This is a genomic window from Kingella denitrificans ATCC 33394 (genome assembly GCF_000190695.1).
Lineage (GTDB): Bacteria > Pseudomonadota > Gammaproteobacteria > Burkholderiales > Neisseriaceae > Kingella_A > Kingella_A denitrificans.
Genome location: NZ_GL870929.1, coordinates 669,940 through 685,752, shown reverse-complemented (window position 1 = coordinate 685,752; position 15,813 = coordinate 669,940). Strand labels below are relative to the sequence as shown.

General features: G+C 56.4%; 20 protein-coding genes and 1 pseudogene. 11 read left to right on the top strand and 10 right to left on the bottom strand.

Going from position 1 to position 15,813, the window contains the following annotated elements; translation table 11 throughout:
• Window positions 1-2: 2 nt before the first annotated feature.
• The 10 genes from HMPREF9098_RS03400 to HMPREF9098_RS03355 form a co-directional block, all read right to left on the bottom strand.
• A complete protein-coding gene (locus HMPREF9098_RS03400) occupies window positions 3-278 on the bottom strand; it encodes a hypothetical protein (protein ID WP_003782051.1) in 276 nt (91 codons plus the stop codon).
• 143 nt (window positions 279-421) lie between these two features.
• Complete coding sequence (locus tag HMPREF9098_RS03395; RefSeq protein WP_003782050.1) at window positions 422-2,911, bottom strand: heavy metal translocating P-type ATPase; 2,490 nt, start codon at window positions 2,909-2,911, stop codon at window positions 422-424.
• Between the two features lie 174 nt (window positions 2,912-3,085).
• Entirely contained in the window at window positions 3,086-3,955 is an 870-nt protein-coding gene (locus tag HMPREF9098_RS03390) for a lysophospholipid acyltransferase family protein (RefSeq protein WP_003782047.1), read from the bottom strand.
• A 21-nt stretch (window positions 3,956-3,976) separates the two neighbouring features.
• Window positions 3,977-5,029, bottom strand: coding sequence for an N-acetyl-gamma-glutamyl-phosphate reductase (gene argC, locus HMPREF9098_RS03385; RefSeq protein WP_040564663.1), 1,053 nt, complete (start codon window positions 5,027-5,029; stop codon window positions 3,977-3,979).
• Between the two features lie 84 nt (window positions 5,030-5,113).
• A complete protein-coding gene (locus tag HMPREF9098_RS03380) occupies window positions 5,114-5,446 on the bottom strand; it encodes a LiaF transmembrane domain-containing protein (protein WP_003782043.1) in 333 nt (110 codons plus the stop codon).
• 26 nt (window positions 5,447-5,472) lie between these two features.
• Window positions 5,473-5,919 (bottom strand): transcription antitermination factor NusB, encoded by a 447-nt coding sequence (nusB, locus tag HMPREF9098_RS03375; RefSeq protein ID WP_003782042.1) that lies wholly within the window; start codon window positions 5,917-5,919, stop codon window positions 5,473-5,475.
• Between the two features lie 21 nt (window positions 5,920-5,940).
• On the bottom strand, window positions 5,941-6,402 hold the full coding sequence (gene ribH, locus HMPREF9098_RS03370) for a 6,7-dimethyl-8-ribityllumazine synthase (protein ID WP_003782041.1): 462 nt from the start codon (window positions 6,400-6,402) through the stop codon (window positions 5,941-5,943).
• Between the two features lie 24 nt (window positions 6,403-6,426).
• The gene (locus HMPREF9098_RS03365) at window positions 6,427-6,753 is read right to left on the bottom strand and encodes a DUF2185 domain-containing protein (protein WP_003782038.1); all 327 of its coding nucleotides are present in this window, start codon (window positions 6,751-6,753) and stop codon (window positions 6,427-6,429) included.
• 63 nt (window positions 6,754-6,816) lie between these two features.
• Complete coding sequence (locus HMPREF9098_RS03360; RefSeq protein WP_003782037.1) at window positions 6,817-7,761, bottom strand: asparaginase; 945 nt, start codon at window positions 7,759-7,761, stop codon at window positions 6,817-6,819.
• A gap of 19 nt (window positions 7,762-7,780) precedes the next feature.
• On the bottom strand, window positions 7,781-8,191 hold the full coding sequence (locus HMPREF9098_RS03355; RefSeq protein WP_003782035.1) for a hypothetical protein: 411 nt from the start codon (window positions 8,189-8,191) through the stop codon (window positions 7,781-7,783).
• Between the two features lie 126 nt (window positions 8,192-8,317).
• Here HMPREF9098_RS03355 and upp point away from each other — a divergent pair, with 126 nt between their 5' ends.
• The 11 genes and pseudogenes from upp (at window position 8,318) to HMPREF9098_RS03305 (ending at window position 15,753) form a co-directional block, all read left to right on the top strand.
• On the top strand, window positions 8,318-8,953 hold the full coding sequence (gene upp / locus HMPREF9098_RS03350; protein ID WP_003782033.1) for a uracil phosphoribosyltransferase: 636 nt from the start codon (window positions 8,318-8,320) through the stop codon (window positions 8,951-8,953).
• Between the two features lie 54 nt (window positions 8,954-9,007).
• On the top strand, window positions 9,008-9,325 hold the full coding sequence (locus HMPREF9098_RS03345) for a DUF2322 family protein (RefSeq protein WP_003782031.1): 318 nt from the start codon (window positions 9,008-9,010) through the stop codon (window positions 9,323-9,325).
• 82 nt (window positions 9,326-9,407) lie between these two features.
• Window positions 9,408-9,953 (top strand): RNA 2'-phosphotransferase, encoded by a 546-nt coding sequence (locus HMPREF9098_RS03340; RefSeq protein ID WP_115324915.1) that lies wholly within the window; start codon window positions 9,408-9,410, stop codon window positions 9,951-9,953.
• Window positions 9,954-9,973: 20 nt separating this feature from the next.
• Window positions 9,974-10,369, top strand: coding sequence for a hypothetical protein (locus HMPREF9098_RS03335; RefSeq protein WP_003782028.1), 396 nt, complete (start codon window positions 9,974-9,976; stop codon window positions 10,367-10,369).
• 185 nt (window positions 10,370-10,554) lie between these two features.
• A complete protein-coding gene (locus tag HMPREF9098_RS03330) occupies window positions 10,555-10,773 on the top strand; it encodes a PspC domain-containing protein (RefSeq protein WP_003782024.1) in 219 nt (72 codons plus the stop codon).
• A 43-nt stretch (window positions 10,774-10,816) separates the two neighbouring features.
• Window positions 10,817-11,770, top strand: coding sequence for a glutathione synthase (gene gshB / locus HMPREF9098_RS03325; protein WP_003782022.1), 954 nt, complete (start codon window positions 10,817-10,819; stop codon window positions 11,768-11,770).
• Window positions 11,771-11,851: 81 nt separating this feature from the next.
• Complete coding sequence (locus tag HMPREF9098_RS03320) at window positions 11,852-12,502, top strand: SanA/YdcF family protein (RefSeq protein WP_003782020.1); 651 nt, start codon at window positions 11,852-11,854, stop codon at window positions 12,500-12,502.
• Window positions 12,503-12,756: 254 nt separating this feature from the next.
• Window positions 12,757-12,945: pseudogene (locus HMPREF9098_RS12470) on the top strand (RHS repeat-associated core domain-containing protein); the annotation flags it as partial.
• A 415-nt stretch (window positions 12,946-13,360) separates the two neighbouring features.
• The gene (locus HMPREF9098_RS03315; protein ID WP_003782013.1) at window positions 13,361-13,960 is read left to right on the top strand and encodes a hypothetical protein; all 600 of its coding nucleotides are present in this window, start codon (window positions 13,361-13,363) and stop codon (window positions 13,958-13,960) included.
• Window positions 13,961-14,136: 176 nt separating this feature from the next.
• Window positions 14,137-14,589, top strand: a complete 453-nt coding sequence (locus HMPREF9098_RS03310) for a DIP1984 family protein (RefSeq protein ID WP_003782011.1) — start codon at window positions 14,137-14,139, stop codon at window positions 14,587-14,589.
• Between the two features lie 369 nt (window positions 14,590-14,958).
• On the top strand, window positions 14,959-15,753 hold the full coding sequence (locus tag HMPREF9098_RS03305; RefSeq protein ID WP_003782009.1) for a thymidylate synthase: 795 nt from the start codon (window positions 14,959-14,961) through the stop codon (window positions 15,751-15,753).
• Window positions 15,754-15,813 lie beyond the last annotated feature (60 nt).

The window sequence follows — 15,813 nt, the reverse complement described above, 5'->3', positions numbered from 1 at the left end:
GCTCACAGGCAGGCGTTCAGGATAGAGCCCGTTGTCCGCGAGCAGGGGCGGAACATCAGGGTAATGACGATGAATAGCCAGATATAGTTGGCGTACACGGCATAATAGCCGATTTCCCTTGTGGTAAATCCGAAGATGGTGCCGAGCAACAATGTGGTGATGCCATCGTAATCGTGATTCTGGCCGAAGATGAAAACGGGCAGGGGCAGCGAAATCAGCCAAAGGGCGATGGCGGCAAGCAGGAGGGGGCGGCGCTGTTTCGGGTTTAAGTGTTTCATTTTTTAAAAATTTTAATTGAAAAGAAGGATTTAGGGAGGTGCAGGCTGCTTTTGCGGCGGTTATAGTGGGTTAAAATAAAAATGAGACAAGGCGGCGAGCCGCAAGGCGTACAAGTAGTACGTCAAGGCGAGCCAACGCCGTATCATTGCAATTTTAATCCACTATATTTGCGTAACCGCAGCGCATTCCACACCACCATCAGCGAACTGGCGCTCATGCCGATGGCGGCAATCCACGGTGTTACATATCCCAGCACGGCCAGCGGCACCACCAGCAGGTTATACACGGTGGCCCAAATCAGGTTTTGGCGGATGATGCGGCGGGTGCGGGCAGCCTGCGCCAGCATGACGGGCAGGGCGGAAAAATCTTCGTTCAGCAGCACCACGTCCGCACCGTCCCGCGCCACGTCCGCGCTGCCGGCTACTGCCACGGACACGTCCGCCGCCGCCAGTACGGGCGCATCGTTGATGCCGTCGCCCAGCATCAGCACGCGTTTGCCGTCTGCCTGAAGCTGCTGCACATAGGCCAGTTTGTCTTCGGGCGTGGCGGCGGCGCGGTAATGCGTGATGCCGAGTTCATCGGCCAGTTGCGACACGGCGGCTTGGTTGTCGCCGCTTAAAATGTGCAGCGTGATGCCACACCGCACCAGTTGTTGCAGAATGGCGGCGGCATCGGGCTTGGTTTCGTCCTGCAACACGAATGCGGCTTGGAAGCCTTGCTCGTTGCCCAATGCGACCAGGCTGCCTTGCCGTGCCAGCTCCTGCAAAAGTGCAGGCTGCTTTCCGGCAATCTGCGCCACAAATTCGGGTTTGCCGATGGCCCATGTCTGCGTATGGCCGTGCAGCGTGATTTGTGCGGAAATGCCGTGGCCGGTTTTGCCGGTTTTTTGGGCAATCTGGATGGCAGGCTGCATGCCGTCTTGCGGCGGACGATACGCCAAAACCGCTTTGGCCATCGGGTGTTCCGAGTGCTGTTCCAATAAATGCGCCACGGCGATGCAGTCGTTGTCGTGCAGGCTGCTTTTGCCGTTTTGCGCCGACAGATTGGCAAACTGGCGCACCGACAATTTGCCCTGCGTGAGCGTGCCGGTTTTGTCGAACACGGCATCGGTCACCTGCGCCAAACTTTCCAGCGCATGGCCGCGCGCAATAAGGATGCCGAGTCCGGCGAGCCTGCCCGTGCTGGCGGCGAGTGCGGCCGGCGTGGCGAGCGACAGGGCGCAGGGGCAGGTGATGACCAGCAGCGACACGGTAATCCACAAAGCCTTGCCCGCGTCTGCCCAATACCACCATGCCAAGAAGGTGGGCACCGCCAGCACCAGCAGCGAGAGCGTGAAGCCCGAAGCATATCGTTCTGCCAGCTCTGCCAAACGCGGTTTTTGCGACAAGGCGCGGTCGAGCAGTTTCACGATGTGCGCCAGTCGCGTTTGGCTGCCGACCTGTTCCGCTTGGACGATGAGCGGGCCGGACAGGTTGAGCGTGCCTGCGGTAACGCGGCAGCCTGCACTTTTGGCCACGGGCAGGCTTTCGCCTGTGAGCATGGCTTCGTTGATTTCGCTGTCGCCGCGCAGCACCACGCCGTCCACCGGTACGGTTTCGCCCGCGCGCACCACCACCGCATCACCCGTTTTCAGCGAAACGACGGGGAATTCTTCACTTTGTTCGTTGTCCAAATCGATGATTTTGTGGCAGAACGCGGGAACGAGTTTGACCAAACGTTCCGCCGCGTCGCCCGCCTTGTGCCGTGCAGACTGCTCCATAAACCGGCCGGCCAGCAGGAAAAACACGAACATGGCGATGCTTTCAAAATACATGCCTTGCCCTGCGTTGCTGACGAGTGCGGAAATGCCGGCCACGAACGTCAGCAAAATGGCGATGGCGACCGGCGTGTCCATGCCGGTGCGGCGGTTGCGCAAATCACGCAGCGCGCCGATGAAGAAGGGCTGGGCGGAATAAAGGATGGCGGGCAGCACCATCAGGAAGCCGCCCCAATGCAGGATGGTCAGATATTGCGGCTCGATGTCGCTGTATAGGTAGGTGGGCAGGGCGAACATCATGGTCTGCATGCTGGCCAAGCCTGCCACGGCCAGGCGAATCAGCATTTTTTTGCGTTCTTTCTGTGCCTGCGCTTCCAGTTTTTGCGCGTCATACGGCGCGGCGGTGTAGCCCGTTTTTTGAATGAGCGACAGGATATCGGACAGTTGCAGCCGCGAATCGTCCCAGCGCACACGTGCCCGCTGGGTGCTGTAATTCAGTTCCGCTTTGGAAATGCCTGTACAGCGCAGCAGCCGCTGTTCCACCAGCCATACGCAGGCGGCGCAGGTGATGCCGCCGAGCATGAGCATGGCTTCTTTTTCGTTTTCGGGCAGCACTTCCACAAACTCTGCCTGCACTTCGGGCAGGTCGTATAGCTTCAGTTGCGCCAGCACTTCGTCTGGCGGCAGTGCGGCTTTTTCGGCTGCGGCGGTGCGGTTGTGGTAATAGCTGCCCAGCCCTGCATCGATAATGCTTTGGGCAACGGCCTGGCAGCCTGCGCAACAGGCGGGTTCTTCGCGCTGTTCGTAATGGATGGGGAGATGGGTGTTCGGGGGGACGGGCAGGCCGCAGTGGAAACAGGATTGAGGTTCGGACATGGTGTGGGGGTGGTGTGCGGGGTGCAGGCTGCTTTTGGGAATGTGGAACGGTGGGGGTCGGGTGATTTAATTCGTTGATATGATTATGTTTAACAATGTGCAGGCTGCTTTTTTTGGGGCGAAGCGCGGGTAGGGCGGCGCAACGCCATGAAAACGGTCGGTGGTTCGACAGGCCTAGGATTCGCCGGGGCGCGGCAGGCCGGTGGGGTTGCGGTAGCGGTTGTAGGCGAACAGGTATTGCTCGGGAAAGCGGCGCACCCAGGCTTCGACGTTGTCGTTGATGATTTGCGCGTCGTGGCTTTTGTCGCCGTTCAGATGGCCGGCCAAAGGTTCGATATGCAGGGCGAAACCGCGCCCGTTCGGCAGGCGTTCGCCAACAAAAAACAGTGTGGTAACAGATTGGATTTGCGCGAGTTTGCCCGCCAGCGTCATGGTGAAGGCGATGCGGCCGAAAAAGTTTGCCCACACGCCGTCGCCGCCTTCTTTTGGGTTGGGGACGTGGTCGGGCAGTACGATGGTGGCTTCGCCGGAGCGCAGGGCTTTGATGATTTGTTTCACGCCTTGCAGGTTGGTGGGGGCGGTTTTGCCTTTGCCGCGTTCGCGCCCTTCGCGGATGATTTGGTCGAACGCAGCCATTTTGGGCGGCTTGTACATGGCGGTGAGTGGTGTTTCAAGTTGCTCGCTAATGTAGCGGCCGGCCAAGTCGTAGCTGCCCAGATGGGGGGTGAGCAGCAGCAGGCCTTGGCCATTTTGCACGGCGGCTTCAATGTGCTGCCAGCCGTGGATTTCGGTGAATAGGCTGCTGATGTGTGCAGGCTGCCTGCAACAGGCAATGGCAAGCTCCAAGCCGCTTTTCACGGTTTCTTGGCACACGCGTAATACATTTTCGGGGCGGTGCGGTAGTTGCGCCTGCGCCATGTTTTCCCGAATGCGGCGGCGGTTGGTGGGTGATACGGCATACAACACCCAGCCCAGCAGGTTGCCCAAACGGTGCAGCAGCGGCAGGGGAATGCGGGCGATACAGTGAAACAGAAACTTCATCATGGCAAAAAAGCAGCCTGCACGTCAGGGCAAAAGGGCGGTTTGGGTCAAACCGGTGGTTTCGGGCAGGCCGAACATAATATTCATATTCTGCACCGCCTGTCCGGCCGCGCCTTTGACCAGATTGTCCTGAACGCTGAGCAGAATCCAGGTGTTGGACGCATATTCGGGTGCGCGCTGCACGGCAATGCGGCAGATATTGGCGCCGCGGACGCTGCGGGTTTCGGGCGTGCTGCCCTGCGGCATGACATCGACAAACGGGCGGTCGGCATAATAGTTTTGCAGCAGCGTTTGCGGGTCGGCACCGTCGCGCAGGTGGACATACACGGTGGCGTGCATGCCGCGGATCATCGGTGTCAGGTGCGGCACGAAAATCAGCTGCTGTGCGAGTGCAGGCTGCAATGTGCCGATGGTTTGGCGGATTTCGGGCAAATGCCGGTGCCCTGCAACGCCGTATGCTTTGAAATTGTCGCTCGCTTCGCACAGCAGCGCGCCCACGGCCGCCTTGCGCCCCGCACCGGACACGCCGGATTTGCAGTCGGCAATAATCGGCATATCGGGCAGCAGCGCGCCTTGTTGCAGCAGCGGCACCAGCGGCAGCGACACACAGGTCGGGTAACAGCCCGGATTGGCGACCAAACGCGCATGGGCAATGGCATCGCGGTTCAGTTCGCACAGGCCGTACACCGCTTCCTGCAAAGCAGCCTGCGCCGTGAACGGCATGCCGTACCAACGTTCCCAGACCGCCGTGTCGCGCAAACGGAAATCGGCCGATAAATCCACCACGCGCACGCCTTGTTCCAGCAGGGCGGGCGCATCGCGCATGGCGACACCGTGCGGTGTGGCGAAAAACACCACGTCGCATTCGGCGAGCGGCGCATTTTCCGGTGCGGCAAAACGCAAATCATAAACGCCGCGCAGGCTGGGGAAATAATCCGCAATGTGCACGCCGGCCTCGCTGCGGCTGGTGATGGTGCGCACTTCGGCATGCGGGTGGTGCGCCAGCAGACGCAGCAGTTCGACACCTGTGTAGCCGGTGGCCCCGACAATGCCGATTTTAAGGGTGGTGTGGGTCATATTCAGAGGGGTATCCATAAAATGGTGCACGGCGTGCAGGCTGCTTTGGGCACTGCGGCGGGCGGCCGTTGGCAAAATGCGCGTTTATTTCTTTTTCGGATATTTCGGCGAAATGGCATGGCTGCGCGCAATCAGCATCAGACAGCCTGCAAATATCATGCCCGCCGCAAACAAAGGCGAGCGCGCCGCATTTTCGTGTTCAATCAGATAAACGGCCGCGCCGACATACATCAGCAAAGGCCCTTGGACGATGGATTGCTTGTTGATGCCGTCCAGCAGTAGAATCAGGCAGCCTGCAATAAAAAACAGCGCCGCCACAATGCTGGCGGTGGCGGGAAACCAGTCCATGCTGTTCAGGAACCAGAGTCCGCCCACGATAATCAGCAACAAAGGGAAAAACAAAGACGGCTGTTTCATACATACCTCCTACGGGCGTGGAAAATTCAGGCGCGTTTCGGGTCGTTGGGGCGCAATTCCGCCGCCAGCTTGTCCAAAATGCTGTTGATGAATTTGTGGCTGTCCGTGCCGCCGAAGGTTTTGGTCAGCTCAATGGCCTCGTTAATCACCACGGGATACGGCGTTTCGGGCATGGCCGCCAATTCGTGCACGGCCAGCAGCAAAACCGCACGCTCCACCGGACTGATTAAGTTTTCGTCGCGGTCCAGATGCGGGCGGATTTGCTGCATGTATTCGCGTTGCTGGCGGTGTGCGCCGAAAAATACGGCGGTGAACAATTCGTCGTCGGCATTTTTGAAATCGGTGTGCTCGCGCGTGTTTTTCGCCACTTCTTCCGCCGGGATTTTATTGATGGCGGTTTGGTACAGCGCCTGTACGGCAAATTCGCGGGCGCGGCGGCGCGGGGATTTTTTCGTTTTTTTGGGTTCGGACATAATCGGTTCTCGGTAAAGCGGTTAAATGTTTTCTCTGATGTGGCGCAGCAGGTTCGCCGTTTCCACTGCCACCAGCGCGGCATCGGTGGCTTTTTCTTGAATGCGCGCGTGGGCTTGCTCGTCGTTTTCGGTGGTCAAAATCGCATTGGCAATCGGAATGTTGAAATCCAAGCCCACGCGCGTCACGCCTGCGCCGGATTCGTTAGACACCAGCTCGAAATGGTAGGTTTCGCCTCGAATCACCGCGCCAAAGGCAATCAGCGCATCAAACTGTTCGCTGTCTGCCAGGTTTTGCAGCACCAGCGGCACTTCCAATGCACCGGCCACGGTAGCCAGCGTGATATCGTCGTCGTCCACGCCCAGCTCGATGAGTTTTTTCCGCGCCACTTCAACCATGGCGCTGCCGATTTCATTGGTAAAACGTGCCTGCACAATGCCGATGCGCAAGCCTCTGCCGTTTAAGTTTTGGGGTAGGGTATTCATAAAATTCCTTCGGTCGATAACGGGTTACTCTTGCGGCTGCCAGTCTTCGGCAGCCGTGAACGCCTGTTGCGTGTCGTCCCATTCCCAAGCGCCCTGCGTTTCGGACATGAGCGGTGCGATTTCGGGGTTGCCTTCTAGCACTTCGTTCAGCGGCAGGATTTGGAAATGGTCGGGGTTGTCGGTATAGGCATCGTCTTCCGCGCCGCTGAAAAAACGCCAGCCGCTGTCGTTGGGAAAGCCGGGGGCTTCGCGGTACAGGAAACCGACGGCCAGCCCGTCTTCGCTGACTTGGCGGCTGACAACGGCAAGGGTAAGGGCGGATTTGAGTGCGTATGCAAAAGGGGTGTTCATTGTTCTGTCTTGTTTTTTTGGAAAAAAAGCAGCCTGCACTTTGAGTGCAGTGGTTGTTTATATTTATAACAGTTGCAGACGGTGCAGTTCCTGTTCGATTTGCGCGGCGTTCCAGCGGTGGTGCACGGCCAGCATCAGCAGGACGGTGGCGGTTTCGATGGTGCATTTGCCGCCCTGAACCGCGCCCGATTGCCGCAGGGCGTTGCCTTGCGCGTAAACGGCGGCGGCGCAACCGTGTGCGACCTGGCTGATGTTCAGCAGCGGCTTGCCAGCGGCGGTAAAGTCGCGCACGGCCTGCAACAGGGCGGCATCATCGGGCGCGTTGCCGTGACCGTAGCTCATCAGCACGGCGGCATCGGCTGGGCAGTGCTGCAAACTGTATGCGGCAGCCTGCACGGAATGGGCGGGGGTCAGCCACAAGGGCAGCACGGTAATGTCGGGGTTGAAGCTGCGTGAGGCGTGCAGGCTGCTTTTGGCGTGCTGCGGCTGCCATGCGCCGAAATGATAGTTGGCAAATCCGGCATCGATTTCGGTGCTGACTTTGCTGCTGCCCACGGCCGGGAAGAGCCGACCGTCAAACGCGAGCAGGACTTCGTGAATATCGTCGCGCTGCAAGGCTTCGACAGCAGTGCGCAGATTGTTCAGCGCATCGCTGCAGGCTGCATTGAACGGCTTTTGCGCGCCGGTCAGGATAACGGGTTTGTTCTGCGTGTGCAGCGTTAGTGCCAGCAGGTTGGCGGTATAGGCCAGCGTGTCCGTGCCGTGCAGCACCAAAACGCCGTCATAATCCGGCAGTTTCTGCTCAATTAACGAGCGCCACTGCGCCCAGTTGCGCGGCTGCACGGCGGAGCTGTCGATGAGCGGCTGGCAGACGTGCCAATCAAAGTGCAGGCTGCCTGCAAATGGTGCGAGCGCAGTGCCGGCAAGGGCGGTGTCTGGACGCAGGCCGTGTTCGCCCTGCACCATGCCGATGGTGCCGCCGGTGTATAAAACCCATATTTTTTTCATGAAACCGTTGCCTGCCCCGTTAAATTAAGCCGTGCATTTTGCGTTTGCGGGCGCGTTTCCATTGCCAGGCATAACCGCCCACAATGGGAACGAGCACCAGCAGCAGTTTGAACCACCACAGGGCATACCAAGGGCGGGGCGGCAGAAGCACGCTGCCGTCTGCCGCAGGCACGATGTCGCGCAACATAAACCAGTCCAGCCAAGGCGTCCAACACAGCACCCACAAGCCCAAGAGCAGCGGCAGGATGTGCTGAACCTTGTCGCGTTGCCACAGCAGGAAGGCCAGCAGGGTCAGGAGCGCATGGAAAAAAGTAATCATCAGGGTGTATTTCACCGAAGCGGCGGTGGCCCAACCGGCCAGAAAATAGTGGATGCCCACCCAAATCACCGCCAAAACCGCCATGAGCCATTCTTCCGGTTGCCTAAACATAAAACCTCCCTCCAAACCGTTGTACGCAAATAATGCAAATATACCCGATTTTGCCTTGTCTCGAAAGTGAATTTATCCGCTATAATACACGCGTTTTAACCCGATTGAAGCAAACGAGAAGGCATTATGGCACTGCATATTATCGACCACCCGCTGGTCCACCACAAACTGACCCTGATGCGTGAGGCAGACTGCAGCACGGCAAAATTCCGCACATTAACCAAAGAGTTGGCGCGTTTGATGACGTATGAGGCCACGCGCGATTTCGATATCGAACCTTATGAAATCGACGGCTGGTGCGGCAAAATCCAAGGCAAGCGCATTAAAGGCAAAACCGTGACCGTCGTGCCGATTCTGCGCGCGGGCTTGGGCATGCTGGACGGCGTGCTCGACCTGATTCCTAGCGCGAAAGTGAGCGTGGTCGGTTTGCAGCGCGACGAAGAAACCTTGCAACCCGTGTCGTATTTTGAAAAACTGGTCGATAAAATGGACGAACGCCCCGCGCTGATTATCGACCCCATGCTGGCCACAGGCGGCTCGATGGTCGCGACGATTGATTTGCTGAAAAGCAAAGGCTGCCGCAATATCAAGGCTTTGGTGCTGGTGGCCGCGCCCGAAGGCGTGAAGGCCGTTACCGAAGCGCATCCGGACGTTACGGTTTATACCCCCGCGCTGGATTCGCACCTGAACGAAAACGGCTACATCATCCCAGGCTTGGGCGATGCGGGCGATAAAATTTTCGGCACGCGGAACTGTTCGTAAGCCGCCTGCCTGGCAAAAAATGATTTCCATTGACCATTATTCAGGAGCGCCACCATGTCTTTCAAAGAAAATCTCGATAAAATGCCCGACATTGCCCATTTGAGCGGATTGGACATCATCGACAGCGAGGGCCGCGTTGCCCACCACATTCCTGCCGCAGAAGGCAAATTGGGCAGCCTGAAGCTTTATCACGCGCTGGCGCAGGAGTTCGGCAATATGCTGAACCGTTATGCCGCCGAGCAGGGCTTGGCTTGGTTTGCGGAAATTGTGGACGATGCGAAAGCCCATCCGGGCAAGCATCCGAACATTGATTTGCTGCTGAAGGTGCAGGACGAAGATTTGGTTTATACGCTGAAACCGTTGGCGAAATAAGCCCGATGGAAGTGCAGGCTGCTTTTGCGTTACCCGAAAAGCAGCCTGCACATTTTGTATATCCATGAAAAAGAACGATGAAATGAACGACCATCCGCACATCAGCAAATTTTTGAGCTACATCCTGCGCCACCATCCCGAAAGCATCGGCATCACGCTGGATTCGGACGGCTGGGTGGAGATTGACCTGCTGTTGGCGCAGGCACAAAAACACGGCCGCGGCATCAGCCGCCAAGAATTGCAGGAAACGGTGGACAACAACAGCAAAAAACGTTTCACCGTGTCCGAAGACGGCTGCCGCATCCGTGCCGCGCAGGGGCATTCCACCGTGCAGGTCAGCATGAACCTTGCACCCCAAATGCCGCCCGACGTGCTGTATCACGGCACGGCAACGCGTTTTTTGGACAGCATTATGCGGCAGGGTTTGCAGGCCGGCGCACGCCACCATGTGCATTTGTCGGCCGACAGGGAAACGGCGGTGAAAGTGGGGCAGCGGCACGGCAAACCGGTGGTGTTGTGCATCGATGCCGCCGCTATGCACCAGGCGGGTTGGGCGTTTTATTTGAGCGATAATCAGGTTTGGCTGACGGAAGCCGTGCCGCCGCAATATTTGGCGGTGGTGGAATAGGCGGTGGAGGACATTGCACAATGAAGCCGTTGATTTCGCTGCATGATTATGGCCGCCCGTGGAAATTGTTCACGCTGGCGTGCGGCATTGTCCTTCTGATTGCGGGTTCGTATTGGCAGCCTGCACCGGATTGGGACGTTCCCATCAGCCTGATTATGGGCGTGGGGACTTATTTCTGCGCGCCCGTCAGCACGCGCATTGTGGCGCGGCGGCGTTGGAAGCTGCTGCCGCTGGCGCTGTTTCTGCTGTGGCTGTGTGTGGACGGCGTTTATTGGGTGTATTGGTCGTGGCGAAATCCGGAGGCCTTGGCGCAAATGCGCGAAGCCAATGCGTTCGCTTCCACGTTCCTGTATCTGCTGTGCGGCATGATTTGGCTGCACGACGGCCCGTTGCGCGAACTGCTGGTGCGGCGTTAGACAAAGCACCGCATTTAGTGCAGGCTGCTTTGGGGAAACGAAAAAGTAGCCTGCACGTTACCAAATTTAACGGACGTAGAGACTTGCAACCTAACCGTGTTGCCGTCATATTATATTTCGTGCACTGCCCAGCCGCCGCGCTAAAGCAGCCTGCACAATAACGCAACCACATCAAGGAGACCGCCATGTCCCAAACCAAACTCATCAAACTGCACCGTTCCTACCAACACCGCATGATTGCCGGCGTGATGGGCGGCATTGCCGAATATTTCGGCTGGTCGCCCACGGTGACACGCATCCTGTTCGTCATCATTTCCTGCTGCAGCGTGGCCGTGCCTGGCATTCTGATTTACCTTACCCTGTGGATTCTCATGCCCAACGCCACGCCCGATTCCTACCTCTGACACGTTTCAGGCAGCCTGCACAACACCCACACAAGGACACCCCATGAACATCCTCTTCATCGCCGACCCGCTGGCCACCTTCAAAACCTACAAAGACACCACCTACGCCATGATGCGCGAAGCCGCCAAGCGCGGGCACAAATTGCACCACACCCTTGCCGGCGAACTCTCCGTGCAAAACGGCAAAGTGGCGGCCCAAGCCGCGCCTTTCCAATTCATCGGCGCGAAAGACGACCACGACCACGAATGGTTCAAACCGCAAGGTAAAGTGCAGGCTGCCTTAACCGAGTTCGACGCCGTGATTATGCGCACCGACCCCCCGTTCGATATGCAATATTTATACAGCACCCAACTGCTCACCCTCGCCGAACAGCAGGGCGCAAAAGTGTTCAACAGCGGGCAGGCCATGCGCGATTTCAACGAAAAACTCGCCATTTTGAATTTCGCCCGATTCACCGCACCCACCCTCGTTTCCACCCGCGCCGCCGACGTGCGCGCCTTTCTAGCCGAGCACGGCGACATCATCGTCAAACCGCTCGACGGCATGGGCGGCATGGGTATTTTCCGACTCACCGAGCGCGACCCGAACATCGGCAGCATCCTCGAAACCCTGATGCGGCTGGATACCCGCACCATCATGGCGCAACGCTACATCCCCGAAATCGTGCACGGCGACAAACGCATCCTCGTGATTGACGGCGAAGTCGTGCCCTTTGCCCTTGCCCGCATTCCGCAGCAGGGCGAAACGCGCGGCAATTTAGCCGCAGGCGGGCGCGGTGTGGCACAGGAATTGAGCGGGCGCGACCGCGAAATTGCCGAAACCCTCGCCCCAGAGCTGAAACGGCGCGGCATTTTGCTGGCCGGTTTGGACGTGATTGGCAGCCATTTAACCGAAGTGAACGTCACCAGCCCCACCGGTTTCCAAGAAATCATGAAGCAGAAAGGTTTTGATGTGGCGGCCAAATTTATCGACGCGGTGGAACGGAACGCGGCGTAGTTTTCAGGCAGCCTGCACATTCAATCGGACGGGAAGCGGCGGCTGAAAGCAGCCTGCACTTAAGACGGAGCGCAACACATCATGAAACGGCAAAGGGCAAAATACTATTTTTGGGCGGCGGCAGTTGCAGGCTGCTTTTTGGCGGCGCTGTACGGCATCCGCGCCTATACTGCCCGTGTGGCCGCGCCGTATTTGTCCGACCATACCGCAGAGTTGCCCGAACGAAAAGCCGCCCTGTTGCTCGGCACCAGCCCGAAACTGGCTGACGGCAGAAGCAACACCTATTTCCACCTCCGCATTCGAGCCGCCGCCGATTTATACCGCGCCGGCAAAGTGCGCTACATCATCGTCAGCGGCGACAACCGCAAACACGGCTATAACGAACCCGAAGCCATGAAGGCCGCGCTGGTCGCCCAAGGCATACCGGCCGAAAAAATCGTGCCGGATTACGCCGGTATCCGCACGCTCGATTCCGTGCTCCGCGCCCGAAGCATTTTCGGGCAGGACAGCTACATCGTGGTTTCGCAGAAATTCCACAACGAACGCGCCGTGTATCTCGCCCGCGCACACGGCATCGACGCATACGGCTATAACGCCGCCGATGTCGACCGTTACAGCGGCTTCAAAACCGAAGTGCGCGAATATCTGGCGCGCGTGAAAATGCTGCTGGATTTGGCGGTGCAGAAAGCCCCGCGCCATCAGGGCGAACCGGTGCGGCTGCCCGAAGATTAAACATTCGCGCCACAGGGTGCAGGCTGCTTTTCAACAGCTTCAAAGCCCCCCAAAGGCAGCCTGCCAACACAACCGATAACCCCACCAACAGAAGCAAGCGTAGCCCGTGTAGTAGGGTGTGTGCGGAACGCACGCACGCGGTTTCAGCTTTCAGGTAGCCCCTATCAGGCTACCTGAAAAAGTGCAGGCTGCTTTTTAACGGCTTCAACGCCCTAAAAAGCAGCCTGCAATGGGAAGAGAAAATCTAACCGAACGCGCCTCAGCCGTTTAGGCTTCAAAACCAGTATTACGATCAAGAAACTGGCCTTCACTATAATTTCCTGCGCTACTATGATCCGAACTGCGGGCGGTTTGTGAATCAGGATCCGATTAGGCTGTGGGGTGGGGAGAATTTGTACCAATTTGCTCCTAATGTACAGGAGTGGATTGACCCACTCGGGTTATTGGGAACCAGTGTTTCTGCCTTGAAAAATAATATGGTAACTCTTACGTTGGACAGTAAAGTATATCCTGAAACTGCTGGACATATTCGTGATGCTATTAAGAAAGGATGCCCTGATATCGTAACATTGCAACGAAGTGGCTCTACGAATAAGAAAAAAGTCAAAAAACGGAGAAGAGAAAGTTTAAAAGGCATAAGTGTCAAAAAGGTAAAGATAGGGATGAATGGCCAATGGCAATGTTTAAAGAAGGTGGAAAAATAATAACTGCCCAAATAATGTTGCAGATGTTCTCCACATTAGCCCAAGCGATAATCGGGGAGCGGGTTCATCTATAAAAGCAGCATTATCGCACTTGTCTGATGGTGTTCGAGTAAAATTCAAGATAATCTAACCAATATATGGGGACCTTAAAACTATGAATATAGACTTTAATAAAATTGCTGAATTTTGTGTTACAAAAAATCAGGAAAAGAAGATTTCTATTCTTCAAAAGAAATTTTCTTTTAATAATTCCAAGAGTAGAGAAGTGCTTACTGACTTAATTAGTAGTTTATTTGTCAATGAGATATATGAACCTTTCAAAATCATTATTCCTGCTATTTTGCAAGTGAAATTTGAAGAGGATTTTGAAATATGGGGAGATGTAGAATATATACTTGGTCTTTTGAATGAGTCTCCTATTATTTCTAGCGATCAGAAAAAGCAATCTTTTGAATTACTAAAGTCTGTAACCGAGTATAAAAGCCAAAAAGGTGCTCAAGAAGGATTAGATAATTATTTTGCACGACATCTATCGCTATATTTTGTTGAAGAAGGAATGGAAAATGTGAAGGAATCAATTGAAGATGATGACCTTGAACTTGAATACTTTATGAGGTTAGGACTATTATCTTCTGCTTCTGTTGTTAAAATTATCTGCAACTCTACTAATGATTTATTAGAAAAACAAATGAGCGAGATTATTTTGAAACAAATTCAAGCATTACATGAAGAAAAATTGTTGAAATATAGTTAAAAACCAGCAAGCCGTAGCCAGTGGTAGGGTGTGTGCGGAACGCACGCACGCGGCTTTCAGGCTGCACCTCATCCCTAAAAGGCTACCAGAAAAAAGTGCAGGCTGCTTTTTAACGGCTTCAACACCCCAACAGGCAGCCTGCAAACCCAACCAACCCACCAACAGAAGGACGAAACATGAAACTGGCCGAAGCCCTGATTGAACGCGCCGATTTGCAGCGGCATCTGGCGCAACTGCAAACCCGCCTGCTGCAAAACGCGCAATACCAAGAAGGCGAAAGCCCCGCCGAAGAGCCTGCCACGTTGCTGGAAGAATACCGCCGCGCCAACGAAGCCCTGCACCGCCTGATTGTGCAAATCAATCTTGCCAACCAGCGCGCCGTGCTGGCGGACGGCACAGGCATGGTGGCCGCGCTGGCCGAACGCGAACGCCTGAAAGCCGAACACGCCGTGCTGACCAAACTCGCCGATGCCGCCACGCCCGAACAGTCGCGTTACAGCCGCAGCGAAATCAAAATGCTCGCCGCCGTGGACATTAAAGAGCTGCGCCGCCGCGCCGACGACACCGCCAAAGCCTGCCGCCTGCTCGACATCCAAATCCAGCAGGCCAACTGGGCGGAAGATTTGTAATAGCGGATGAAAAGGGCATTTTATATTCATCCGACATAACCACGTTCAGACAACGTTTCAGGCAGCCTGCACGTTTCGGGTAGCCGTTGTCAAAAGCGGGTGCGGCCTTGTTTTCCCTACAACGGAACAGATAGGCGGAGGGCAGCCTGCGGGTTCAAGCCCCGCATGTACCACTCAGCCCCGTAACGGGTAAAACACACTTTGTACACAGTACGACTCACCACCAACGCACCGGTTTGATACGGCGAGGGCGGGCGGATGCGGGAAACCGCAGGCTGCCTGAAACAACAAAACCACCTGCAGGCTGCCTGAAAGCGTCAGCTTCAACGAAGTTAAAACCCAAAAAGCAGCCTGCAAAGAAAGGACATCATGAAACAATATCTGGATTTATTGCAGCACGTTTTGGACAACGGCACCGACAAATCCGACCGCACCGGCACCGGCACACGCAGCGTGTTCGGCTACCAAATGCGCTTCAACTTGGCAGACGGCTTTCCCGTGCTCACCACCAAAAAACTGCACCTCAAATCCATCATCCACGAACTGCTGTGGTTTTTGGCGGGCGACACCAACATCCGCTACCTCAAAGAAAACGGCGTGCGGATTTGGGACGAATGGGCGGACGAAAACGGCGATTTGGGGCGCGTGTACGGCGCGCAATGGCGTTCGTGGCGCGGCGCGGACGGCGAAACGGTGGACCAAATCGCCAACGTGGTGCGCCAAATCCGGCAAACCCCTGACAGCCGCCGCCTAATCGTGTCCGCATGGAATCCCGCCGAAGTGGACGACATGGCACTGCCGCCGTGCCACGCGCTGTTTCAGTTTTATGTGGCAAACGGCCAGCTTTCCTGCCAGCTTTACCAGCGCAGCGCGGATATTTTTCTCGGCGTGCCGTTCAACATCGCCAGCTACGCGCTGCTGACCATGATGGTGGCGCAAGTGTGCGGCTTGCAGGCGGGCGAATTCGTCCACACGCTGGGCGATGCGCACCTGTATCAAAACCACTTGGAACAGGCACGGCTGCAACTGACCCGTGAACCGCGCGCGCTGCCCAAAATGCACATCAATCCCGATGTGCGCGATATTTTCGCGTTCAAATTTGACGATTTCACGCTGTCGGATTACGACCCGCACCCGCATATTAAGGCGGAAGTGTCGGTGTAAACACGGTTGGGTTGGAAGAGGGCAAAAAAAGCAGCCTGCACTCAAATATTCAGAGTGCAG